The sequence below is a fragment of the Acinetobacter sp. H1(2024) genome (assembly GCF_046557555.1).
In the GTDB taxonomy this organism is placed as follows: domain Bacteria; phylum Pseudomonadota; class Gammaproteobacteria; order Pseudomonadales; family Moraxellaceae; genus Acinetobacter; species Acinetobacter seifertii.
Genome location: NZ_JBKGFO010000002.1, coordinates 412,595 through 435,806, shown reverse-complemented (window position 1 = coordinate 435,806; position 23,212 = coordinate 412,595). Strand labels below are relative to the sequence as shown.

Sequence of the window (23,212 nt, the reverse complement as noted above, 5' to 3'; positions counted from 1 at the left end):
TCTAATGGGTATTATTCCGAATGGCAAGGGCACAACAGCTTCAAATAAGCCAATAACAGAAATTAAAACAGATATTTATTATGTTGTAATTATGATTGATGCTTCACATCCTGAAAAAGCTTTAATAAAAACTTTAGATGGTTCAATAGCTCATAATCCTATTGCTGTGCCAGGGCATGCATTACACTATGTTGTAAAAAATGGCATTATTCAATCCGTCTTAAGCTTTGGTCCCCGATCTGCTGCTGCCGCTGCAATAGGACCTGCTACCGCGGATTGTACGATGAAAAACATGGTCTATGCTTTTAAGTATAATTTAACTAAAGTCAAAGCAGAGAAACTTATTGAGGAAACTAATTCATGGCGAAACTTAATTACAAACGGTAGTATTTTTTCGAAGAAAGGCAGAATCGTATATAGTGGAATAACAAATGATACATGTGCAGAAACAATGCTACAGATATTAAGACCATATATACCTGAGTTGCCAAAAGGTAAGGGGAAAACAGGAACTTATTATACTTATATCCATGCTATTACTCCTTATTGGCTTTTTGATGATTTAAAAAAATCTGGAGTACCATATAAGACTTATCCAATTGGTGAAAAATATTATACCAAAGAAGATCCTAAAAAATTAATAAATGAAATATTGCCAGAAAGAAATAAAAGGGATGAAGTAATATGGTAAATAAAATTACTTTAAGTTTAGTAATAAGCTTGTTTTTATTGGCTTGTAGCCAACCTTCTCATATGAATGAGAATATGAATAGTACCAAAGAGGAACATAATGTGTCTAAAGTTCAAATGACAAAAGAAGAAAAAAATATTGCTGATGAGCAGTTTTTAAAAAGTTTAGAAAATTATCAAATTACTGAAGAAGACTTTTTATTAATTGCAAAATATGTAATTGAAACAGCAAAGAAATCTGATTTTAAAGAAATTGATCCCATTTTAGGAAAGAAAGAAAGAATGTATAGTAAGGAGTTCTCAGATCCTGAGGTTTCATATCGTTATGAGAATATACCTAATTATCCTGAAATTGAAGTATATTTAAAATATAGAAAAGAAAATAATAAACTAACTTATATTAGCTTAGCCTATTCAGGATCTGCTGGAGCTTTGAATTTAAAAGAATATAAATTAAATATATTAGATCAACTAGGTTTAAAAGTTATAAAAAAAGAACTTCCAGATGATTCAAATCAAATCTTTGAATACCAATTAACAGATGGAAAATTTAAATATCAAGTTTATGGAAAAGATAATATTGATAATGCTCCACCAAAAGAATTTTATATTTTTAGAATATATTTAGACTAAATGGCTTTATCACATAAATATTTTAAAGGCAGATTTCACCTAGTCCCACCAAATTTAAGCTATCACTTGGGTGTGATGTCTGCTTAATTTTTTTACATTGGTCAATAATTTGCTTATTTTAGAAATTATTTTTTTGTATCACTAATTGTATCATATTATTTTTTATTGAATTAATTTGTTTTTTATCAGTATTTTAGAGTATTGTTAAGTATTGGATATACCTACCAAGATTTATAAAGGGTTTACATTGTTTTAATAACATGTAAGCCCTTTTTTTATGCCTGTTTGTCGCATTCTATATTTGGCAGAGTCGGAAACTAGGGATTTTAGGACAATAAAATGAATGTCGATACTTTAAAGAAGAAAATAATACTAGAGTATAAAAATATTACTCTGCGAGATGCTTATACTCTGCCTGAGGGTGACTATGCTGATACAAGTTATTGGTATTTTGATAAACAACATTCAGACTCTAATTTAACATTGTACGAGGTGTAGTGAGTAGTGAATTAAGTTTGACGATTTAATTTTACTATCTCGCTATTTTTTATACAGTAAATGTCAGCAGACCATATTAACAATATGGATTAATGCTTATAATAAACTCCCATAAATTGATCAAAATTTATGGGAGTTAGGGTAGTTGTACATCAAATATTGGATGCATAAAAAGTTGCTTGAAAATGATGAATAATAAATATAGAGCCATACTATTACTACTGTTGTCGATTGTTGGCTTGAATGCATGTATTAGTCCGCATTCACCTGAGGGGAAAATGGTTGTTACCGCTATATTGTTATCCCCAGTTCTTATTCCTGCTGCTATTGTTAAGGGAACAACAAAAGCTACTCGTGAGACTTGGGACACAACAAAAATTTCAATAAAACATAAGTCCGCAATCAAAGAAAGTAATATACAAGGCTTAATTGAAATTTTGGACGTCTATTCTACACATTCATCCAAAACTGATATTGAAAGTGCTGCAAATAAGATGGTGGAACTTTATCAAAATAATAAACTTGATATGACGCAAATGGATCAAGTGCTCTATTTGGCATATTCATATTCAATATTAAGCAGTAAGGAAAATAAATATGGGTATTCAAAAATTAATAAGGAAAAAATATCAAAAGCTTGGGAAATCATAAAAATTTATAGTAAACAAAAACAGTTATATGATGAGGAAATGAAAAAACTAACAGCTTCGGGTAAACGGAAGGATTGTTTGTGTGATAAATATAATATTATTGGGGATAGGGAAGTTTTTGACTCAATTCGCACCGGGTTATATCTTGCGGAGTTAAATGACTTTGATGATGAAAAAAGAAAAGAAGTTGTTGAAAAATGTGAAAATAATATTCCAAACTATGAAATTATTTATATGGATAATGGCGGAATTAACGCTTATTTATTCTGCTCAAAGGTAAAGCACGCGTTATTATGGTTTTAGGAATGATTCAACAAATGTATATGAAATAGTCGCATGTGACTTTCTAAAATTAATTTTTATAAAGTGACATAGCTATCTACCTCATAAGTAGGAGAGGTAAAGTTCATAGAAGTATTCTGAATTCAAATACTATGAGAGTAGACTAATTTTTTTGTTTATAGTCCTCCTTATTATAGGAATTAATATCTTATTGATTATTAATGCTCTTGATTTTTATATTTTGATCAATGATAGTGGCTATAGGTGTTAGTACTTTTTAAATAAGAATAATAATTTCATATCAAGGAGATATGGATGAGTTCACATGAGATTGGACGTCAAAAAATGTCTGCAATGACATTGGGTGCTTTAGGGGTGGTTTTTGGAGATATAGGTACCAGCCCACTTTACGCTTTTACCCAATGTTTTCATACCTCACATAATGTTCCTATAAATGAAGCGAATGTTCTAGGCATTTTATCCTTGATTTTTTGGGCACTAATGATCGTGGTGTCCTTGAAATTTAGTATGTTAATTATGCGTGCTGACAATCATGGAGAGGGGGGCATTTTAGCTTTATTAGCTCTTAACATGCACAATAAGCAAATTGGGCCTAAAGTGCGCTTTGGGTTAATTACAATTGGTTTATTTGGTGCTTCATTGTTTTTTGGTGATGGCATTATTACCCCCGCTATTTCAGTATTGTCAGCAGTAGAGGGTTTGTCCGTAGCAACCCCTATTTTTACACCGTATGTGATACCAATTACGATTGTGATTCTAATTGGATTATTTATGATCCAGAAAAAGGGAACTGGATCAGTAGGCCGTTTTTTTGGACCTATCATGCTACTGTGGTTTTTCTCAATAGGTTTTATTGGCCTATCTCACATTATCAAGAACCCTTATATCTTGAATATGCTTAATCCGTATTGGGCTCTTCCTTTCATTGAAAATAACCCTGTGACTGCATTTGTAGTTATGGGAGCAGTTGTATTGACGATTACAGGTGGAGAGGCGTTATATGCGGACATGGGCCATTTTGGTCGTAAACCAATTCAATTGGCTTGGTTTTTGGTTGCGCTACCATGCTTGGTATTAAACTATGCAGGACAAGGCGCATTAATTCTGCAAAACCCGCAGGCCATCGAGAATACTTTTTTCATGATGGTACCTAAAATAGCATTATATCCTATGATTGCTTTAGCAACTGCCGCGACAGTAATTGCCTCTCAGGCAGTTATTTCAGGTGTATTTTCTATGGCACGTCAAGCTATCCAATTAGGTTATTTACCACGTTTTGCTATTGATCATACCTCTGAATCTGAAATTGGTCAGATTTATATACCAGCATTGAACTGGATGTTGCTTGGTATGATTATTGGTTTAGTGCTTATGTTTCAATCTAGCGCTAATCTAGCTTCGGCTTACGGTATTGCAGTAACTTTGACTATGTTTTGTGACACTATTTTAGTTGCTTTCATCATGTATCACTTATGGAAATGGCCTTCGTGGGTTATGTTGTTAATTGCGATACCTTTGCTAATTCCAGATCTCCTCTTTATTGCTTCAACTTCACTAAAAATTGTAGATGGCGGCTGGTTCCCATTAATGATGGGTGCAATCACTTTTATAATTATGACAACGTGGCGCCGTGGACGTGAGTTACTACTGAGCAAGTTGCAAAGTGACACTATGCCATTAGATTTATTTATTAAGAGCTTGGAGTCTAGTGCTTATATGGTGAGTGGAACGGCTGTATTTATGACAAGTAGTCCAAAAGTTGTTCCTCATGCTTTATTACATAATTTAAAACATAACAAAATACTGCATGAACGTAATATTTTGATCACCATAAATACTCGCGACATTCCTTATGTAGATGAATCAGAACGTATTGATGTCGAAGTATTAGATAAGCATTTTTTACGTGTTAGTGCTTATTATGGATTTAAAGAACAGCCAAATGTACCTCAAGCATTAGAACAAGCTTTAACTAAGTTGAATCAACCGTATAACATTATGGACACAAGCTTTTTTGTATCACGTGAACGTGTAATTCATAACGTAGGTGATGGTATTGTTTCATGGCGTGAAAAACTGTTCATTTCTATGCAACTTAATACGAGTCCCGCTAGTGATTTCTTCCAAATACCAGCTAACCGAGTGGTGGAAATGGGAAGCCAAGTAGAGATTTAGGGATGCCTGATTGATTTTATATATGCGGAAATAAGAGGCTTTTAAAGGCTTAAATTTAGAAGATTTAAGTCTTTTGTTTTCATGATTCGAGAACTATGTCGGGCAACGTATGGTGATATAGGGCGTAGCCAAATTATTAGTCCTTGTTATTTTCATAAATTAGACGAATGATAACAAAGAAAAATATACAGATTTGTCTGTTTTTATATAAACTCGAATAGCTTTACATGACTAAAAAAGCCATAAATTATAATGATTTAGGGCTTTTTTTTATTGGTTTTTGGCTTAATTTAACTTTTTATAAAATTGTATAATTAGAATAAACAAGATTAGATGAAGATTATTCTTCTACTAAGATATTTAAATTTATACTTTTGTATTTCAAAATTAGGCGACATTTTACGTCGTCTGAATCTAGAAATGGGCTAGAAAATGTAATCTTATATAATAATATAGCTTGAGATATATTTGTGTTTTAAAGTTTTGTGAGTCTTCTTATTGAGAAGAATATAGCAGCAAACTTTGATACTTATTTTAATAACAATTTAGAATATTGTTCGCAAGGATAAAGTGCCTATGAAAATGAAAAAAATGAAACGGACGATAGTTATGAATTGTCCTGTTTGTGCTGATACTTTACTTAAACATAATGAATTAACAGATTTATTCATTTGTAATTCTTGTTCTGCAGAATTTGGTAGAGAAGAACTACTAGAAGCTAATTCTGAAAGTATTGACGCACATACTAATGAAATAGCAAATAAAGCTATTAAAGAAGCAAAGCAACATCTTCAAAAAGAAATTAAGAATATTTTTAAAAATAGTAAAGTTTTTAAGGTGAAATAATGGTAGTAGGATTAGCCGATGTTATAGCATTTTTAGCCTTATTAGTTTCTATATATGCTCTTTATCAAAATCATAAGACTAATCAGCGTCAAGCTAGATTAATGGAGATGGAGATAAAGTTGAATCAATTCTTAATTCAAAAAGAGGAAGATGATTTTATTTCTAAACAAACAGCGGATATTAAAGCCCGTTACTTTAAAATTGGCAGTAATAATTATCGCTTAAGAATATGGAATGATGGATTAGGTGAGGCAAGAAATGTATCACTTTCATTTGCGAATACTTATTTGGTCCCGTTACTACAAGATGATGTTGATAGTAAATTTCCCTTAAATCTTGATTCTAAGCAATCAGTTACTCTCTTAGCTTCAGTATCATTTGATACACCTACTAAACATTCGATTCAGGTTAGTTGGGATGATGATGTTAAGAATGGAAACTCTAAAGAATTAACGTTAACTCTATAATTATTTAAATTTAATGACTTATGAATACAATCACTATAAATGATATTGCGAATTGGACAATTATTTTTGGTTACTCTTCTATCACAATAATTGCTTTTATTATGACTTTTGTAGGCAAAGGAGAGAGTAAAAAGAAGAGAGCTTTTTTTAAAGAAAGTATTTTAAATAAGCACAAAAACAACATTAATATTGGTGCTGATGAATTTATGAGAATGATTGAGTCTTCTAAGATAGGTAAATTGACAGCTGAACAAGTCCTATCAGAGCTATTATTAGAAGCCTCTACACCAGAAGACCATAATTATTATTCACAACTGGTACGGAAACTTGAAAAGATTGAACCATTTGGAACTCTATCTAAAGATATGCGCACTATTTTAGAGCGCCTGTACCTAATAACTGAAAATTCAAGCTCAGAGTCAGATAAGCATTTATTAATTCCTATTCGAAATGCTCTTGAAAAAGCTGATCAAATAGAAACCGAACAGAAAAGAACTAAAAAGATTAATTTCATGTTAACTGTAGTAGGACTAGTAAGCTTTGCTTTGAGTATTGGAGGCTTATATGTTTCATTAAAAAGTCCTTCTAAAGAAGATATAGCTTCTATAATGAAAAATGAACTTCAAAATATTAAAAAAGTGCAATGAAATTTTTAATAATATTAATAAAACTTTATTTACTTAAAAAGTCCTAAACTATAATGGTTTAGGGCTTTTTTATTGATGTTATAAATTCTTTTCTAAAGCAAAATAAAGAGGTGTATTTCTGATTCTTACAATTTGCTATACAGCCAATTTTTAGAAAATAGATTTTAGAGCAAATAATGTAATGAGTGAGGTATTTTGAAGGTCTTTCTTTAATACAGAACGCGTCTTAGATGGCGATAAGTTCTTTATTAATGTGGATTAATAATTAAAATTAGCGAAGTACCTCTTATTTGAGGTACTTCTAGGAACTATATTTATGCAAAAAAAACTTCCAATACCAGATAACTTACCGAATCATTTAACGGACATTTTTTACCACATCAATATAAATTTGCCTAAAGGTGATTTAAAAGAAACTGTAGAGCTTGATAAAGCATTAAATCAAGTTAACGCAAGTGATGTATATGCTTTACAGGATTATCCTCTACATAATTTATCAGCCTATTCAGGATGGGCTATTAACTCAGAAACAACTCAATCTGCAAGTAAAGAAAGCCCTTTATTAATTACTCATTGGTACTATTGGGGACAACAACTTTATAGATCTATTAATCCATATAAATTAGACCTAAAAGCTCCGAGCTTGTTAGAAATTCCTGCCTATACAAAATTGCCAGACTCTTTAGATTCAGTCGTTGACGAACAAGATGAAAGATTAGATCTTTCTGATACCGAGGCAAAAAAAATTACTAGCTCCATTCCAGCCATGCATGGTGTCATTTCTAAAGGCAGTATATTTAAACAAGGCGAAGTGATTCTAAAAAAAGATGAGAAACTGACTCCTGAAAAATTAATTGTTTTAAGACGAGCGGGAATCAAAGAATTATCTATATATAAAAATCCCAGAATTCTCGTTGTAAGTATGCATTCCTTCGATAAAAATGAAATGAGTGAGGAAAGTCTGTATGTTAAAGATCTCTTGAAAACATGGGGCTATGAGCAGGTAGAAATCAAATCACTTAAACCTGAACGTTTTGATGCTGCATTTAATAATCTTAAAAAAGATAATGACCCAGCTTTAGATGACTCATTAACGACGAGCAGGGACGATTATATAAAGTTCTTTGAAGAACAAACCTCAAACTTTGATTTCATTCTTTGCTGCACATATCAAAATAATCGTTCTTCTTTATTCCAGCTTGAAAAACTTCCAATCTTTGATCAAAGCAGCATGTCATCGGCCTTGAATACACGTTGTATACCAGCCCATGAAATTAAAATTCTTAAAGGTAAAGATAGGACTCCACCTAGTCGTGAGACAGTGCAAATTTATGATGAAAGCGGTAATCATAAAGGTATGAGAGTAGTCGTTACAGAAGACAAAGCGACTATTATTAACTTACCGGGTGATATCCAAGATATTGCGATTCTGATGCATGCTTTCGTGAAATATATTTTGAATAAGCATATCTCAGACTTTTTTGATCATGCTTACTTTAAAGGTAAAGTTGATATAGAGATTGTTCCTGATATGACAAACAGAAAGTTGTTATGGGGTCATTATAAGGCTCAAGAAAATGGGGAATATATATTAGAAATTATCGACCAACAGCAGCCATATCAAATAGAATCTTTTGTTAAAGCGAATTGTATTGTGATGGTTCCTTTTCAAGAACAAACAATTGCAAAAGGCACTGATTTATATTTTATGAAAATAGATGAAGTCTAATTTCTATCTATAACTTAATTGGGCGGTGTAATCTTCTCACCTTTAAGAAAGGTTACGCCCTCAAAAGCTTACTCTTTTAAAGTTTAATTCCCTAAAACCCCCCTTTATAAACCCTCATTTAACAATCACTTATCCATTATTTATTCTTACTTTTTAATGATCTAATTTAAAACAAATGTCATTTTGTGTGCTTGACTGCAACAGGGTTGGGCACTATTCTTTGCCTGCTGGCCACATTGCCAGCCGGCTTTGACAGGCTGAATAATAACTCCCGCATCAGAGCTTTTCCTTCTGAGGACTACTCTTGTGTGGTGTGCCACTCGTCTCTTTCCCGTAGCGGTAGGACGGGAGAGGGACACCCTCGGGTGTGCTAGTTTGAGTTATTACTAGTCTGTCAACCTTCTTCCGTTCTGCCACCATAATTCTATAAATGTCTGGCAGAACTCCCAATAAAAAGGAGTTGGCTTTGCACATCCATTATTTCTTGGCCGCCGTTGCCAAAAGCTATAACGACACCACTTAAAAATTTAAAGCAGCTTGATCACCTTTAAGGTTTTCAGGCTTTCAGTCATTACGGCTCAAAAAACTTGCATCAACAATAAAACTTGAGATGTGCCAAGCACAGTCTTTATGGCCTTGCTATGCCTTTTTTCAGCTTTAAAAAAGTGAAAGGCTTTTATATCTCATTTATATACAACAAAAATTTAATTTATAACGGTAAAACTATGCCAAATTTAACTCTCCCAGCACGTGCTGTAAAAGTTATAAATAACGGGATTCAGGTATTTCATCATGGTGGGTTTCACACAGTCGGTGTCGACAAAATCGTGAGAGAAGCTGAAATAACGAGAATGACGTTTTATAACTACTTTCACTCTAAAGAGCGGTTTATCAACATTTGCCTAGTTGTGCAAAAAGAACGTCTTCAAGACCAAGTCATTGAAATGGTCGAATATGACCATGCCGCAAGCGCGTTAGATAAACTTAAGAAACTATATTATCTACATAGTGATATAGAAGGGCCGTATTACCTATTATTTAAGGCCATTTTTGAAACTAAAAATAGCTACCCAAACGCGTACCTAACCGCCGTGAGGTACAGAACATGGCTCACCAATGAAATTTATAGCCAGCTTCGATTAGTTAAAACCGATGTTTCATTTACCGATGCCAAACTCTTTTTATATATGATTGAAGGGGGAATTATTCAACTTTTAGGTTCTGATGGAGCAGACGACAAAGAGCAGATGCTTGAATATTTTCTGCGGGCTCTAACTTATAACAAATAAACTTGATAGCTTTGTATGACTGAAAAGCCCTAAGTTATAGTAATTTAAGGCTTTTTAGGGCAGAGCTAAAATAGAGTACTTGGTAAATGTAGCTAAAGAAAAAGAGTAATTTAGCGGCTAAAGTTTTATTAACTTAATGATAATTTGAAAAATACTGCTTTAAAGAATTTAAAAAAAGTTCAACCTTTTTTGGAACTCTCGATCCATAAGGTGTGGTTGCATAAAAATAAAGATCAGAGTTTAAAAGGGTTTTTGAATAATTAATAATAATTCCCTCATCTTCATATTTTTTTGCTAAAAAGTCAGGTGCAAATAAAATACCCTGATTTCTCTTACAAAGTTCTAAAAGAATTTCTATATTATTACATGTCAATTTTGGTGTTGAGTTAATAATATTATTTTTTAAGTCATCTTTAGAATATAGTAAAATGCTATGCTCTCTAAGCTCTTCTATATTTTTCGGTTTTCCATATTTATTTAAATATGCGTCTGTTGCATAAAAGCTTCTTTTATATGTATTTAAAATGAAAGTATTTTGCTCTTCAATATTTTCCTCAACTTTTAAAATCACATCAAACTTATGCGGATTGATATGAGAGGAGTGGTCTGAAAACATAAGATCAATTTCAATATGAGGATATTTGATTAGAAAATTAGAAATGACATCTGAAAAGCACGTTTGGATAAAGGCATGTGGAGCACTAATTTTGAGTAAGCCTTCAGGGTACTTCTGGTCGTATACAAAGTCATGAGCGGCTAAATCTAACTCTTTCACAATCACTTTGCATCGCTCATAGAACTTTTCTCCAGAGCGAGTGAGGTCCATCTTTCGGGTGTTGCGTATAAATAATGATGTATTAAATAGACTTTCTAAATAAAAAATTCTTTTTGAAACTTGATCTCTCGTAATGCCTAGATTTCTAGAAGCATGACTAAAATTTCCATTCTCTACCACACTTATAAAAGTATTAATACAGTCTATTTTATCCATCAAATTTTAAAGGCTAAATGATCTTGCCGCTAAATTATATGAGGAATATCTGTATATCAATCATTGTATCTTTTTAGAATACAGTTTGTATTTAAATAAATATCTAGTAGTTTACACGGATTTTTGATTTTATATATCGTAAGTTATTTGGTTTTTTAAAGGTTAATAAAATATTTAAAATTATTTAAATTGTCTTATTTATATAAAGATAATTTTATAAATTAGATCATGAATATTGCATATTTTATAAACTTTTATTAATGCATGAAACTTATATTTTTTAAATATTAAAACTATGAGATTTCAAAAAGGTAAATAGATGAGTGACTTGATTAATAATAACCCAGTATGGGTAAAAAAGATTTTATCAATTCATGGATTGCTTCCGCTACTTCGACTTGCACTCGTTTCAGCTTATTTAGTGGGGGGAATTAATAAATTCATCGGATTTCATGCGGCTATTGAAGAGCAGGCGAGTTTTGGTTTACAGCCTGCTTGGCTCTGGGCAGCTACCGCTATTTTTATTGAAATTGTTGGTTCACTGCTGGTGATTTTTAATCGTTTTGTCTGGTTAGGAGCAGGGGCATTAGGCTGTCTAACTGCAGTCGCAATGCTCGTTGCAAACGACTTTTGGAATCATACAGGCCCAGCATTTTTTAGTACGTTTAATAGTTTCTTCGAACATCTTGGGCTCATCGCTGCGTTGGTGATGGTTACCATTCTTTCTAATCAATCTTCAAAATCACAATAAGTTTAAGCATCTCATTTAAACAGGAGCATTTTATGCGTAAATCATTATCAGCATTGCTTTTAAGCACCATGTTAGTGGGCACAAATGTTGCCTTAGTGCCTCAAGTTTTTGCCAAAACAACAACAAGTATAAAAAGTGAGGCGCCTGGTGTAGCCCCCCAATACGATACAACGCATGTTTATGTAAACCCTGAAGACTTTGACAAATTTACCGATAGCTTGGTCGCAACATTCGGTGGCACCAAGTCGAAACAAGGTGTTTTCCAAGTCACACCAACCCCGAGCCAGACGATGTCTCAGCTTGTATTAACCCCAGTAGGTACATTGTCTGTATTTGGTTTTAAAACCCCAATTCCATATCCGTTTGGTTTGGAAAGAACTGGCTATTTAGTCAAAGACATGGATGCAGCAGTGCAGGCTGCCAAAGCAAATGGGGCAGATGTCATTGTAGACGCTTTTCCAGACCCAATTGGGCGTGATGCGATTGTCCAATGGCCGGGCGGTGTAAATATGCAGCTCTATTGGCATACGACTAAGCCTAACTATAACCAGTTAGAGACTGTTCCAGAAAACCGTATTTATGTTTCAAAACAAAGTGCTGACTCGTTTGTTAAGAAGTTCGTGAGTTTCTCGCACGGTAAAGTCGTTTCCGACAACCCTAAAGCCGCAGGGATAGAAATTGGTCGCCCAAATGAAACGTATAGACGTATTCGCGTTGAGTCTGACTTCGGCAAAATGACAGTGTTCGTGACCAATGGTCATCTTCCTTATCCGTATGGGCGCGATATGACGGGTTATGAAGTTAAAAACTTATCTGAAACTTTAGATAAAGCCACAAAAGCAGGTGCATCTGTTTTGGTGAATGCTTATAAGTCGGATGGTCGTGAGTCAGCAATGGTGCAGTTCCCGGGCGGTTATATCGCTGAAATTCATGCGTCTATCAAATAATTTATAGCCTAAATAATGGATTGAAATTTCCATTCATGCTGCCTAAGAGCAATGTGAGTGCAAAACACCAAGTCTCTGCAACGACCTATTTATTACCATGGATAACACTTGATGGCCTCGCATGTTTTTAAAGATAGAACATATCGAACTAAGCACTCAGAGACTTACCTGAAAATAATAAAAATGAGTCTGTTATTAACCAGCAGTTTATTTTTCTATGAATCTGCTTATGCAGAAAATGAAGCCTCAAACACAAATGCATGTCCAACCCGTCCAAAAATCTCAACGAATCGTTGGCAAGAAAATTGGGATGTTTTAAAAAATCCGTGTGTGCCAAAGAAAACAGGAGACGACTTCAAATATATACCTTTTGGCGATAATAATTATTTATCACTAGGGGCAAATATTCGTGAACGTTTTGAAGTCAATAATAATGCCAAGTTTGGTACTGGAAATAATCAGGCCGACAGCTATTTAATTCAAAGATTACAAGCGCATGCAGATGTAAGAATAGGTGATCATTTACAATTATTTACTCAGCTAAGCGATGCCCGAGCGTTTGATAAAAAAAATATTACCAGTACCGATCAAAATAGACTCGATATAGAACAAGCCTTTATTGCATGGGTGAGTCCTTTAAATAACGGAACTTTTAAATTTAGAGTCGGCCGTCAAGAAATGGCTTTTGACTTACAGCGCTTTATTTCAAATAGAGAAGGCCCAAACGTTCGGCAAGCCTTTGATGGCGTATGGTCAGGTTATGAATATGGCGACTGGAGAGTTTTAGGTTATCTCACCAGACCTGTTCAAATAGAAAAAGATTCCACGTTTAATGACCACTCAAAAAGCAATTTAAGTTTTAGCGGCTTTCGCGTAGATAAACAAAATGTAGGGCATGGTGAGTTATCAGGTTATTACTCGCGTTATGAACGAGATAATGCCTCTTTTCCAAGTATTAAGGGCAATGAGGTTCGAGACTTATATGACCTTCGCCATATGGGTAAAAAGAATAATGTCGATTGGGATGTTGAAGGCATGCTTCAGCATGGAAAAATTGGAGGGCAAACAATTCAAGCTTGGGCGCTCAGTAGTATTACGGGATACACTTTTGCTGACCAAGCGTGGTCACCGCGTTTAGGGGTGCAGTTTGATATTGCCACAGGCGACAAAAGTACCAACGATAATCAACTTAATACCTTTAATCAGCTTTTTGCAAATGGCTCATATTTTACTTTGGCGGGTTATAGTGGTTATAGCAATATTATTCACCTAAAACCGTCTCTGACGCTCAAGCCTTCCCAAAAACTTACACTGTTAAGTGCCTTAGGTTTTCAGTGGCGTGAAACCACCCACGATGCGATTTATTTCCAAGGCAATAACAGCATGGCAAATACCGCAGGGCAAGGTTCGAGCTGGACTGGGGCATATCTTCAACTCAGAGCAGATCGAAAAATTAATTCCAATCTGTCTGTGGCTGCCGAAGGCGTGCACTTTGAGGTTGGAGATACCATTAAGAAAGCGGGTGGTAAAGACGCAAACTATTTAGGCCTTGAGCTGAAATATGGTTGGTAAAACGAGAAGAGTAAAAATATGAGCACAGATATAAAGCAAACTAAAATTGGGCGTTACCAAAATTTAAACATTGAACTCGTGACTTGGGACTGTACCTCGGCCGAGGTTGAGCTTTCCTGTGCTTGTATTTTTGAACATGAAATGAATAACCGTTCTTTTTCTGGTGGTTTGGCGCATTTAGATGAAGCTCTAAACGGCAGACTATATGAAATACGGAAAAATAACTGGTTTAGTGCAAAACTGAATGACGCTCTTTTAATAAATCAAACGCCTTCAACCATACAGGCACCTAAAGTTTTGCTTATAGGCATGGGGGCACCAGAATATTTCACGTTAGAGCGAATCGAGACTGCGATAAAAAGTGTTGTAAGAACAGCGCATCAATTGGAACTCAAAAGTGTGGCATTTGCGCCGAGTCTTTTAGATACAGGTCTGAATCCTCCCACTGGTTTAAATGAACTCATGCTAAGAAGTTTAAAAGAAGAATTAGACAAACATCATCAGCTTTATTTGCAAAAATTAGTCAAAAAATCTGAAATTGAAAAATGGGTATTTGATGCGGGTTTTCAAAATTATGAGGCGAAGGCTGAGCAATATATAGCGTCTTTTGCCAAAGTTTTTACTCAAGATGAATTCTGATTGTAAAAACAGAACATGGTGAAACGCTATAAAAATGAACATACTTTTAATTTAACTGCATCAGCCTGAACGATGCAGTTAAATGATCAATATTAAGAAATTTCTAAAATTTTCTGAGCGATATATAAATCTTGTATAGATAAACCTGAACTGTCATAAATTGTGATTTGTTCCTGAGACTTTCTGCCTTGAGCATTTGCTAAAAGCACATCACCTATATTGATTAAGGTTGCAGACTCAGGCGTGTGTTGAAATTCACCAATGAGTTTAGACTGGACATTAAGGTCGCAAAATAAACCACTATGTGAAAATAACTCTGGCGGAAGTTCTTGTTTGCCATGTTTGTCTGAACCCATCGATGAAATATGAGTGCCAGCTTTGACCCATTCAGCTTTAAAAAGAGGAGTATGCGAAGAAGTTGCGGTCACAATAATATCGGCTTGTTCACATGCTTCTTTTGCACTCGTAATTTGAAGTTTAACGCCTAAGTGTTTAAGGGTATCTGCCATTTTTTCAGCTTTTGTTGGGTCGCGCCCTACTATCAAAATCTGTTCGAAATTTCTAATTCTCGCTAAAGCCTCACATTCATATTTGGCCTGATTTCCTGTACCAAATATAGCCAATACTTTTGAATCTTTTCTTGCTAATACTTGGGTTGCAACAGCATTAGATGCCGCTGTTCGAAACGCGTTGACTTTGCCTGCTTCGATGGCTGCTGCCATTTTTCCATTGGCTTGATTAAATAATAAAATGAGCGCGTTATGACGAGGCAAACCATGTTTAGGGTTATCTTCCCAAAAAGAACCAACTTTAAGACCAGCCAAATGCTCGGTCGCCGATGACTTAACACTAAACGTATTTTTACTATTGGAACCTTGACCGTGAACCACAGCAAAACTTTTGGTTTCTGGTTGAGTTGCAGCAATTAAAGCTTGGTAAATGGCGTCATAAGCCAGTTCATGATTGATGAGAGCAGCAGATTCAGACTCAGAAATAAATCTCATCATATCTCCAAAAGTTTATTTAAATTAAGACACGAGCAAGCCGAGAGACGAGTAGCATGTAATGCCTATCTATGACGCTTTAAATAACATCATACATAGACAATAACTTTTATTAAGCAGATAAAAACTCTACATATTTAGAAATATCGACATTGCCACCACTAATAATGATGCCTATACGTTTGCCTTTTAACTCATGCTTTAAATTACGTGCAGCAGCAAATCCGAGACATCCTGTCGGTTCAACCACTATTTTCATTCTTTCAGCAAAGAACTTCATACAGCTAATAAGTTCTTCGTCTTCTACTGTCAAAATGTCATCCACATTCTTTTGAATAATAGGGAATGTTAATTTGCCTAAATATTGAGTTTGAGCGCCATCGGCAATGGTTTGTGGTGTATCAATATGAACAATTTCTCCTTTTCTAAAAGACATTTGTCCATCATTTCCTAGAGCAGGTTCAACGCCATATATTTTACAGTTAGGCGAGAGATGGCGAGCAGACAGGGCAGAACCTGCCAATAAACCGCCACCACCTAAACATACAAATAAATAATCTAAATCACCCACTTCTTCAAATAACTCTTTTGCAGCCGTTCCTTGACCTGCAATTACATGAGGGTGGTCATAAGATGGTATGAGTGTCAGGCCATTTTTTTCAGCTATTTCTTTTCCAATTTTTTCCCGATCTTCTCTATAGCGGTCAAATTCAACAATATCGGCGCCGTATTCTCGCGTTGCTGCCATTTTTGCCGCAGGAGCATCTTGGGGCATAACGATTATGGCTGGAATACCAAGCGTTTTTGCTGACAGTGCAATTGCTTGTGCATGGTTTCCTGAAGAGAAAGCAACCACACCCGCTTTTTTCTGAGCTTCACTAAATTGCAAAAGAGCATTCATTGCACCACGAAATTTGAAAGCACCAACACGCTGAAAATTCTCACATTTAAAAAATACTTCTGCTTCAAACTCATTGTTTACAGTACGTGAAGTTAAAACAGGAGTCTTATTTGCAAAACCTTTTATACGTTCAGCAGCGGCTGCGACATCTTCATAAGTGGGAAGGGTTAAATTTTTCATAATTAAACCTAATGCTATTCAATGTTTTCGGATGCAAGATTTACTATTGCTCAAGCAACGCACAATATACTGACCTTGTTTAGATAAAATATATATTTTTAGATAAAATGTCTAACTTTATTTTCTAATGTGATAACAATGACATATAAGATTTTGATTTACATTAAGTTTAAAATTAGATAAAAAGTCTAAATTACTATTGCATGCTTTACGTTAGGGTTTGAAATAGTAACTAAGTCATTAGGAGGAAATACATTGGGCAATCGTGATAAACATTTACTCACTCAACTAGATACTATCGCGAAGGGGCTAAGTGAAACGCTATTTCCTTTTTGCGAAGTTGTTGTCCATGACTTAACAAATCCTGAGCATGCCATACTCTCTATACATAACAATTTATCTGGTCGAAAAATTGGAGATCCAGCAACCGAATTAGGGCTGGCTAGAATCATGTCTCCAGAATTTCCAAACCTCATTTCAAACTACGCAAACCAGTTTGCAGATGGTCGGCCTGCCAAAAGTACGTCTATAGGAATTAAAGATGAAGAAGGGCAATATGTGGCCGCTTTATGTATGAATATAGATTTAACCCTATTTAGGGGAATGCAAAGTGCTCTAGACCAGTTCACTAAAATTGAAACTGACAACATTATTGAAAATCTTGAGCCGAATGGTACAGAAGCAATTCGAAGATATATCGATCAATTTGCCTCAAAACATGCTACGACACCGCGTATGCTAAAACTCAATGAGCGAAAACAATTAATACATGAACTCAAGAATAATGGCTTATTAGACATTAAAAAGGCTGTAGAGACGGTTGCTCAGCATTTAGGTATATCTAGAGCAAGTGCCTATTTATATGTAAAGGAAACTCAAAACGATTTTTAATAATTTATAAAATGAGAGTGGTTTTATTTAAGCTATGTTGAGAGTGGTAGTGTGTAACTTTTGAATTATTTTGAAAGGTTACTCATCCAGTTTTTACATTGAAAGTGTTGTGGTATTTATCAAAAAATAACTTGTTTAATCAGCATGGGGCATTTAAATAAAGAAGTAGGTGATACAGTAATCATCTATATAGATTTATTTAGGAGGTCGTTATTTGAAGGTGTTTTTTATTGTATTTATTACCATTTTTTCCAGTGTTGGACTGTTTCTGTTAATTGCAGCTCTTCGCTATCGAAAGAATTATTCATCATCGGGTGAGCATGATTATTCATCGTCAGCAAACCATCATGTTCATGACAATAGCCATCATCATAGCTCAAGCTATTCAAATGATTGTTCGTCATCTTCGGACTCAAGCAGCTGCGATAGTGGCGGTAGTAGTGACTAAAAAGCCCTTTTATATAAAAGGGCTTTTAGCTGTTTAAGGTAAATCAAACCAGATAAATTGACTGTCTTCAAGTGCATGAATCACGGCGTTATCTTCAAACACTAAAGCATCGCCAGCTTTAACTTCTTGATCACCAATACGAATTACACCTGAAATCACATGAACGTAATTTACCCGTTTTGATGTTTCAACAGGAAGTTCATTTCCTTTTTCCAATACTGCAGATTTTACTTCTGCGTTTTGGCGAATGTGCATAGGTGCATTTGCATCAGGCCCTGCGATTAAATGCCATTTATTTGGATCTTTACGTGGGTCCAAATTAATTTGTTGGTAGTTTGGCTCAGCTTCTTTTACGTCTGGAATAATCCAGATTTGTAATAGATGGACAGGTGTATCAGTGTTGTTGATTTCACTGTGCGCCACGCCTGTACCAGCACTCATGAGTTGCCATTCACCAGCCTTAATTTGGCCTTCATTTCCCATCGTATCACGGTGTGAAATTGCACCATCAAGCACACAGGTTAAAATTTCCATGTTGTCATGAGAGTGCGTGCCGAAACCGTTATGGGCATCAATTCTGTCGTCATTAATCACGCGTAATGCACTTACACCCATATATTTCGGGTTATACCAGTTACCAAATGAAAAGCTATGATAAGACTCTAACCAACCCGCTTTAACATGACCACGATCTTCACTACGATGCAAAAAAGCATTCATGACTCGATCTCCTCAAATTATTATTGATCTCTTGAGGACTATGTTAAACCTGTAGAATGAAGCTAAAAATAGAGTAGATGCAACATATTGTTGCGTTTTTAATATGATCGATATATCAATAAATATTCGTTTTAAATTTTAAGTATAAAAAAAGCCTGCATAAAGCAGGCTTTCTTTTTTAAAGGATTATTCTAAGAATTTAACAGTAACACCTGCACGTACTTTATTACCTAAATCGTTAGCATCCCAGTTGGTTAAACGGATACAACCGTGTGATGCAGTTTTAGAAATTAAAGATGGGTTTGGTGTACCGTGAATACCGAATGATTTTTTACTTAAACCAATCCAGATATTACCTACAGGAGCGTTAGGGCCTGGTGGTAAAGAAAGTGGTTTTAAGTTTTTACCTTGTACGAAGTTCGAAGGTGAATAGCTATACCAAGGGTTACGCGCAACACCAACTACCTTATAAGTACCGGTCGGAGAAGGCGTATCAGTACTGCCAATTGTTGCAGGAAAGGAACCTACCATTTGATTGCGGCTGTTAAACAGATACAACTGTTTTGCACCTTTATGCGCAATAATTAAATGAATGTCTTCTGGTAAGTCATTGCGTACGTTAGGAACAATAATTTTCTCACCAACTTTTTTGAAGGTTGCTTTTGGGTTTAGTTTCTTTAAGAAACCTTCATCAATATGGAACTTCTCGCCCAACATTTCACTCACGCGAGTGTAATACAAACCTTTCATTTTGGCTTGTAATGCATAGTCAGAAGGAATTGACTCAGCGTATGGACCTTTTAAGTCTGCATCAGTAATTGTGTATTCAATAAATGCTGGTTTTGTTTGTTTTGCAACAAGTGCATCCCAAGTTTCTTTAGTTAACTCGCCAGTAGGAGATAAACCATTCATTTGCTGGAAAGATGCAATTGCTTTTAGGGTATTTTTACCGCTCATGCCATCAATCGCACCCGGCGAAGCATGTGCATTGTTCAACATAACGTGAGCACGTGCATAAACTGGAAGTTGGCCTTTGCCAATGTTTTCGTACCAGTCAGCATTGTTTAAGCTATCTAATGTCCATGAAACAGCTGGAGCAGGAGCAGAAGTCTTAGTGGCTGTCGCTGTTTTAGCTGGTGCAGTTGGTTCTGAAGCAGCAATGCCTGAATCAGCATTTGGGTCTTCAGCTTTTTGTAGATTTTGTAATGTTGTAGACGCTCGATTTAAATCATTTTGTTCTTGAGCAGTAATCTGTGTCTGCGCTTGGGCTTTTGCAGTTGAAGCAGCATCTACAGCAAGCGGATCAATTGGATCTTCTACAGGAGCAGATACTTTTTTAGGGTTCAGTGGTTGCTCAGTTGTTGACGCAGCCAAAGCAACATTAGCAATAATACAACTTAAACTCATAGCGAGTAATGAGCGAACAAACATGTAATTCAACCTTAAGAATTTTCATATAAGCAATAGGGCAAGGAGACTGATCCTAACGTTTATAAAATTACCAACAACGCAATTTTTGCGCATTCAATATTGGTGAATTTAAGCATTAAAGGAATATCAATAAACCCGATGTAACATGTTGCAAGTATTGCAGAAAACCGAGCTTCTTGCAGTAGACTTTTGTGTAAATATGCATTTTTTAGTGGATTGACAAGTTTTTTGTATGAAATTGAAATTATAAAAACATCTACGTTTTGATATGATGCTGCCACATGAAAAAGATAGAGATCGGCAATGACGACACTTAAAAATGATCGTTTCTTACGTGCTTTATTACGTGAGCCTGTAGACACCACACCGATATGGATGATGCGCCAAGCAGGACGCTATTTGCCTGAATATCGCGAAACACGCTCAAAAGCGGGTGACTTTCTATCTTTATGCAAAAATACGGAGTTTGCTTGTGAAGTAACTTTACAGCCTTTACGTCGTTATGATTTAGACGCAGCAATTTTATTTTCAGATATTTTAACTATTCCAGATGCACTCGGTTTGGGTCTTTACTTTGAAACAGGCGAAGGCCCTAAGTTTCATAAAACGGTTCGTACTGAACAAGATGTAGCAAATTTACCAAAGTTAAATGCTAAATCTGATCTTGATTATGTCATGAACGCAGTAAGTACAATTCGTTCTGCTTTGGGTGGTCAGGTTCCACTCATTGGTTTTTCGGGTAGTCCTTGGACGCTAGCAACTTACATGGTTGAAGGTGGTTCAAGTAAAGAGTTCCGTTTTACCAAGCAAATGATGTATGCACAGCCAGAAGTTTTGCATGCGCTACTCGACCATTTAGCAGATTCAGTGATTGACTATCTAAATGCTCAGATTGATGCGGGCGCTCAAGCAATTCAAATCTTTGACAGTTGGGGCGGTGCTTTAGCACACCGTGAATATGTAGAGTTCTCTTTGAACTATATGAAAAAGATTATTGCGGGTCTGCAACGTGAAAAAGATGGGCGCCGTATTCCTGTCATTGTATTCACCAAAGGTGGCGGTCAGTGGTTAGAACCAATGATTACAACAGGTGCAGATGCTTTAGGTTTAGACTGGACGACACCATTAAATACAGCCCGTACAACTGTAGCAGGTCGTGTTGCTCTACAAGGGAACCTTGATCCGGCTGTTTTATATGGTTCAGCAGCTACGATTGAAAAAGCCGTAAAAGCGATGTTAGATGACGCTTACGCAAATGGTGAGAAGACTGGTTATGTTGCAAACTTGGGTCATGGCATTACCCAGTGGGTAGATCCTGCGCAACCAAAAATCTTTGTAGATACAGTGCATGAGTATAGTGCTAAATATCTAGGATAGTTCTTTGTGCGCCACCTAACTTTACCAATTCATTTTATCGGCAAGGCTGTTTCGGCAGCCTTGTTTGGTATTTTGCTTTTAATAGCTTTTGCCCTGACAGCACCGATGGGTAGCCATGAATATATGGGTTTTTATCGTTATGATTATTTACTCATCTATGCACTCATTATTCAAATTTGCTTGTTATATCTAAAGCTGGAGTCATGGCAAGAAGCCAAAGTCATTGCTTTATTTCATATCATGGCAATGGTCATGGAAATCTTTTTGACACACCCCGGCATTGCTTCATGGCAATACCCGCAGCCTGCGGTATTTAAAATTATTACTGTGCCTTTATTTGCAGGCTTTATGTACTCGGCTGTAGGCAGTTTCTTTGCTCGCTCAATACGACTATTTCAAGTTTCCTTTGAGAAACTGCCAAGCTTTGGAAGCATGCTTTTTCTCGCATTTTTCTCATATATTAACTTTATGAGTAAATTCTTTATTCCTGATATTCGCTATATTTTATTTGCATTTAGTGTTTATATTTTCTGGAAAACTACACTTTATTTTCAAATAAATGAACGTAAGTTTAAAACGCCAATGCTCCCTGTGTTGGTGACACTCGCATTCATAATTTGGGTTGCTGAAAATATTAGTACATTTTATAAAATTTGGGTTTACCCAAGTCAGATTAATGCTTGGCATATGGTGGGATGGGGTAAACTTGGTTCGTGGTATTTACTATTACTGCTAAGTTTAGTATTAGTTCTTAAAATATTAGGTCATCGAGATAATCAAGGTAATTGGAATTTAAAGTAAAAATTTCATTTTCACTTTTTATCATATTATTTAATTTTTAATTGCTAAATGACTGGCTTATCGCTATCTTTGAAGGGTGTAATAATAGTTACACATAACAATACATAAGAAACAAATCAATAATGATTTTTGGAGATATACATCTATGTTAAAAAAATTAGCTTTAGCTGCTTTGTTAGCAGCTGGTTCAAGTGTTGCTATGGCTGATAACGATGTAGGTTGTGGTGTGGGTACGCAAGTATGGGCTGGCCAAAAAGGAGTGGTGCCTAAAATTCTTGCTGCAACAACAAACGGTATTTTTACTAACCAATTATTAGGTATTACTTTTGGTACTTTAGGCTGCCGTCAAGGCGGAACAGTAACAGCTCAAGTTGTTACTTTCACAAATGAAAATGCAGAAACTTTAGCGCGTGATATGGCTGTAGGCCAAGGTGAAAGCCTAAATGTACTTGCTGAGTTAATGCAAATTAAACCACAAGACAAAGATCGTTTCTTCAAAGTTTCAAAAGCAAACTTTGGTGAAATCTATTCAGCAAACAACCAAAACACACTTCAAGTATTAGCATCATTACAAAACGTAATGGCTAAAGACGACGTTTTAAAAGCTTACGTATAAGTTTGAAATTGAAAAC

Annotated in this window: 23 protein-coding genes; 17 read left to right on the top strand and 6 right to left on the bottom strand. The window is 35.3% G+C overall.

Annotated features, from left to right (window positions below):
• Positions 1-4: 4 nt before the first annotated feature.
• The 9 genes from ACLCEG_RS07825 to ACLCEG_RS07785 all read left to right on the top strand — a co-directional run bounded on the left by ACLCEG_RS07825 (position 5) and on the right by ACLCEG_RS07785 (position 9,927).
• Positions 5-691, top strand: a complete 687-nt coding sequence (locus ACLCEG_RS07825; protein WP_410566980.1) for a hypothetical protein — start codon at positions 5-7, stop codon at positions 689-691.
• Positions 685-1,323: a hypothetical protein gene (locus tag ACLCEG_RS07820; protein ID WP_410566978.1), complete on the top strand. Its 639-nt coding sequence runs from the start codon at positions 685-687 to the stop codon at positions 1,321-1,323. Before ACLCEG_RS07825 ends, ACLCEG_RS07820 begins: the two co-directional genes overlap by 7 nt.
• Before the next feature lie 683 nt (positions 1,324-2,006).
• Positions 2,007-2,774, top strand: a complete 768-nt coding sequence (locus ACLCEG_RS07815) for a hypothetical protein (protein WP_410566976.1) — start codon at positions 2,007-2,009, stop codon at positions 2,772-2,774.
• A gap of 294 nt (positions 2,775-3,068) precedes the next feature.
• On the top strand, positions 3,069-4,949 hold the full coding sequence (locus tag ACLCEG_RS07810) for a potassium transporter Kup (RefSeq protein ID WP_410566974.1): 1,881 nt from the start codon (positions 3,069-3,071) through the stop codon (positions 4,947-4,949).
• A gap of 576 nt (positions 4,950-5,525) precedes the next feature.
• Entirely contained in the window at positions 5,526-5,795 is a 270-nt protein-coding gene (locus ACLCEG_RS07805) for a hypothetical protein (protein ID WP_309454295.1), read from the top strand.
• Entirely contained in the window at positions 5,795-6,262 is a 468-nt protein-coding gene (locus ACLCEG_RS07800; RefSeq protein ID WP_002047084.1) for a hypothetical protein, read from the top strand. The genes ACLCEG_RS07805 and ACLCEG_RS07800 overlap by 1 nt, the downstream gene beginning before the upstream one ends.
• 20 nt (positions 6,263-6,282) lie before the next feature.
• Positions 6,283-6,909 carry a hypothetical protein gene (locus ACLCEG_RS07795; RefSeq protein WP_410566971.1) on the top strand — a complete coding sequence of 209 codons (627 nt, stop codon included), beginning with the start codon at positions 6,283-6,285 and terminating at the stop codon, positions 6,907-6,909.
• Between the two features lie 316 nt (positions 6,910-7,225).
• The gene (locus ACLCEG_RS07790; protein WP_410566969.1) at positions 7,226-8,638 is read left to right on the top strand and encodes a molybdenum cofactor biosysnthesis protein MoeA; all 1,413 of its coding nucleotides are present in this window, start codon (positions 7,226-7,228) and stop codon (positions 8,636-8,638) included.
• A gap of 725 nt (positions 8,639-9,363) precedes the next feature.
• Complete coding sequence (locus ACLCEG_RS07785) at positions 9,364-9,927, top strand: TetR/AcrR family transcriptional regulator (protein ID WP_191016915.1); 564 nt, start codon at positions 9,364-9,366, stop codon at positions 9,925-9,927.
• A gap of 133 nt (positions 9,928-10,060) precedes the next feature.
• Here ACLCEG_RS07785 and ACLCEG_RS07780 read toward each other — a convergent pair whose 3' ends face one another.
• A complete protein-coding gene (locus ACLCEG_RS07780; RefSeq protein WP_410566967.1) occupies positions 10,061-10,918 on the bottom strand; it encodes a LysR family transcriptional regulator in 858 nt (285 codons plus the stop codon).
• A 319-nt stretch (positions 10,919-11,237) separates the two neighbouring features.
• On the opposite strand from ACLCEG_RS07780, the gene ACLCEG_RS07775 reads away from it, so the two are divergent.
• The 4 genes from ACLCEG_RS07775 (at position 11,238) to ACLCEG_RS07760 (ending at position 14,827) form a co-directional block, all read left to right on the top strand.
• On the top strand, positions 11,238-11,669 hold the full coding sequence (locus tag ACLCEG_RS07775; RefSeq protein ID WP_042075095.1) for a DoxX family protein: 432 nt from the start codon (positions 11,238-11,240) through the stop codon (positions 11,667-11,669).
• 32 nt (positions 11,670-11,701) lie between these two features.
• The gene (locus ACLCEG_RS07770) at positions 11,702-12,616 is read left to right on the top strand and encodes a hypothetical protein (RefSeq protein ID WP_004700180.1); all 915 of its coding nucleotides are present in this window, start codon (positions 11,702-11,704) and stop codon (positions 12,614-12,616) included.
• Between the two features lie 111 nt (positions 12,617-12,727).
• The gene (locus ACLCEG_RS07765) at positions 12,728-14,188 is read left to right on the top strand and encodes an alginate export family protein (RefSeq protein ID WP_410566965.1); all 1,461 of its coding nucleotides are present in this window, start codon (positions 12,728-12,730) and stop codon (positions 14,186-14,188) included.
• Positions 14,189-14,206: 18 nt separating this feature from the next.
• Entirely contained in the window at positions 14,207-14,827 is a 621-nt protein-coding gene (locus ACLCEG_RS07760; protein ID WP_410566963.1) for a M17 family peptidase N-terminal domain-containing protein, read from the top strand.
• A gap of 92 nt (positions 14,828-14,919) precedes the next feature.
• Here the strand turns inward: ACLCEG_RS07760 and ACLCEG_RS07755 are convergent, their stop codons facing one another.
• On the bottom strand, positions 14,920-15,831 hold the full coding sequence (locus ACLCEG_RS07755; protein ID WP_410566961.1) for an ornithine cyclodeaminase family protein: 912 nt from the start codon (positions 15,829-15,831) through the stop codon (positions 14,920-14,922).
• Between the two features lie 112 nt (positions 15,832-15,943).
• The gene (locus ACLCEG_RS07750; RefSeq protein ID WP_410566959.1) at positions 15,944-16,912 is read right to left on the bottom strand and encodes a threo-3-hydroxy-L-aspartate ammonia-lyase; all 969 of its coding nucleotides are present in this window, start codon (positions 16,910-16,912) and stop codon (positions 15,944-15,946) included.
• Between the two features lie 255 nt (positions 16,913-17,167).
• Between ACLCEG_RS07750 and ACLCEG_RS07745 the strand changes: the two genes are divergently transcribed.
• Positions 17,168-17,803, top strand: coding sequence for a transcriptional regulator (locus tag ACLCEG_RS07745; RefSeq protein ID WP_077169524.1), 636 nt, complete (start codon positions 17,168-17,170; stop codon positions 17,801-17,803).
• A gap of 239 nt (positions 17,804-18,042) precedes the next feature.
• On the opposite strand, the gene ACLCEG_RS07740 is transcribed toward ACLCEG_RS07745, so the two are convergent.
• From ACLCEG_RS07740 to ACLCEG_RS07730, 3 genes are all read right to left on the bottom strand, one after another.
• Positions 18,043-18,207 (bottom strand): hypothetical protein, encoded by a 165-nt coding sequence (locus tag ACLCEG_RS07740; protein ID WP_174745477.1) that lies wholly within the window; start codon positions 18,205-18,207, stop codon positions 18,043-18,045.
• A 77-nt stretch (positions 18,208-18,284) separates the two neighbouring features.
• The gene (locus ACLCEG_RS07735; RefSeq protein WP_019457751.1) at positions 18,285-18,971 is read right to left on the bottom strand and encodes a pirin family protein; all 687 of its coding nucleotides are present in this window, start codon (positions 18,969-18,971) and stop codon (positions 18,285-18,287) included.
• 186 nt (positions 18,972-19,157) lie between these two features.
• Positions 19,158-20,402, bottom strand: coding sequence for a L,D-transpeptidase family protein (locus ACLCEG_RS07730; RefSeq protein ID WP_410566957.1), 1,245 nt, complete (start codon positions 20,400-20,402; stop codon positions 19,158-19,160).
• Positions 20,403-20,705: 303 nt separating this feature from the next.
• Between ACLCEG_RS07730 and hemE the strand changes: the two genes are divergently transcribed.
• From hemE to ACLCEG_RS07715, 3 genes are all read left to right on the top strand, one after another.
• Positions 20,706-21,779, top strand: coding sequence for a uroporphyrinogen decarboxylase (gene hemE / locus ACLCEG_RS07725; protein ID WP_004700197.1), 1,074 nt, complete (start codon positions 20,706-20,708; stop codon positions 21,777-21,779).
• A gap of 6 nt (positions 21,780-21,785) precedes the next feature.
• The gene (locus tag ACLCEG_RS07720; protein WP_004700200.1) at positions 21,786-22,580 is read left to right on the top strand and encodes a DUF817 family protein; all 795 of its coding nucleotides are present in this window, start codon (positions 21,786-21,788) and stop codon (positions 22,578-22,580) included.
• 145 nt (positions 22,581-22,725) lie between these two features.
• The gene (locus ACLCEG_RS07715; protein ID WP_134261929.1) at positions 22,726-23,196 is read left to right on the top strand and encodes a DUF3015 family protein; all 471 of its coding nucleotides are present in this window, start codon (positions 22,726-22,728) and stop codon (positions 23,194-23,196) included.
• Positions 23,197-23,212 lie beyond the last annotated feature (16 nt).

Coding starts and splice junctions, on each gene's coding strand:
- ACLCEG_RS07715 (WP_134261929.1), top strand. CDS start 22,726: ATGTTAAAAAAATTAGCTTTAGCTGCTTTGTTAGCAGCTGGTTCAAGT.
- ACLCEG_RS07785 (WP_191016915.1), top strand. CDS start 9,364: ATGCCAAATTTAACTCTCCCAGCACGTGCTGTAAAAGTTATAAATAAC.
- ACLCEG_RS07795 (WP_410566971.1), top strand. CDS start 6,283: ATGAATACAATCACTATAAATGATATTGCGAATTGGACAATTATTTTT.
- ACLCEG_RS07820 (WP_410566978.1), top strand. CDS start 685: ATGGTAAATAAAATTACTTTAAGTTTAGTAATAAGCTTGTTTTTATTG.
- ACLCEG_RS07755 (WP_410566961.1), bottom strand. CDS start 15,831: ATGAGATTTATTTCTGAGTCTGAATCTGCTGCTCTCATCAATCATGAA.
- ACLCEG_RS07800 (WP_002047084.1), top strand. CDS start 5,795: ATGGTAGTAGGATTAGCCGATGTTATAGCATTTTTAGCCTTATTAGTT.
- ACLCEG_RS07730 (WP_410566957.1), bottom strand. CDS start 20,402: ATGTTTGTTCGCTCATTACTCGCTATGAGTTTAAGTTGTATTATTGCT.
- ACLCEG_RS07740 (WP_174745477.1), bottom strand. CDS start 18,207: ATGACGAACAATCATTTGAATAGCTTGAGCTATGATGATGGCTATTGT.
- ACLCEG_RS07735 (WP_019457751.1), bottom strand. CDS start 18,971: ATGAATGCTTTTTTGCATCGTAGTGAAGATCGTGGTCATGTTAAAGCG.
- ACLCEG_RS07770 (WP_004700180.1), top strand. CDS start 11,702: ATGCGTAAATCATTATCAGCATTGCTTTTAAGCACCATGTTAGTGGGC.
- ACLCEG_RS07750 (WP_410566959.1), bottom strand. CDS start 16,912: ATGAAAAATTTAACCCTTCCCACTTATGAAGATGTCGCAGCCGCTGCT.
- ACLCEG_RS07825 (WP_410566980.1), top strand. CDS start 5: ATGGGTATTATTCCGAATGGCAAGGGCACAACAGCTTCAAATAAGCCA.
- ACLCEG_RS07765 (WP_410566965.1), top strand. CDS start 12,728: ATGGCCTCGCATGTTTTTAAAGATAGAACATATCGAACTAAGCACTCA.
- ACLCEG_RS07805 (WP_309454295.1), top strand. CDS start 5,526: ATGAAAATGAAAAAAATGAAACGGACGATAGTTATGAATTGTCCTGTT.
- ACLCEG_RS07760 (WP_410566963.1), top strand. CDS start 14,207: ATGAGCACAGATATAAAGCAAACTAAAATTGGGCGTTACCAAAATTTA.
- ACLCEG_RS07775 (WP_042075095.1), top strand. CDS start 11,238: ATGAGTGACTTGATTAATAATAACCCAGTATGGGTAAAAAAGATTTTA.
- ACLCEG_RS07780 (WP_410566967.1), bottom strand. CDS start 10,918: ATGGATAAAATAGACTGTATTAATACTTTTATAAGTGTGGTAGAGAAT.
- ACLCEG_RS07790 (WP_410566969.1), top strand. CDS start 7,226: ATGCAAAAAAAACTTCCAATACCAGATAACTTACCGAATCATTTAACG.
- ACLCEG_RS07815 (WP_410566976.1), top strand. CDS start 2,007: ATGATGAATAATAAATATAGAGCCATACTATTACTACTGTTGTCGATT.
- ACLCEG_RS07810 (WP_410566974.1), top strand. CDS start 3,069: ATGAGTTCACATGAGATTGGACGTCAAAAAATGTCTGCAATGACATTG.
- hemE (WP_004700197.1), top strand. CDS start 20,706: ATGACGACACTTAAAAATGATCGTTTCTTACGTGCTTTATTACGTGAG.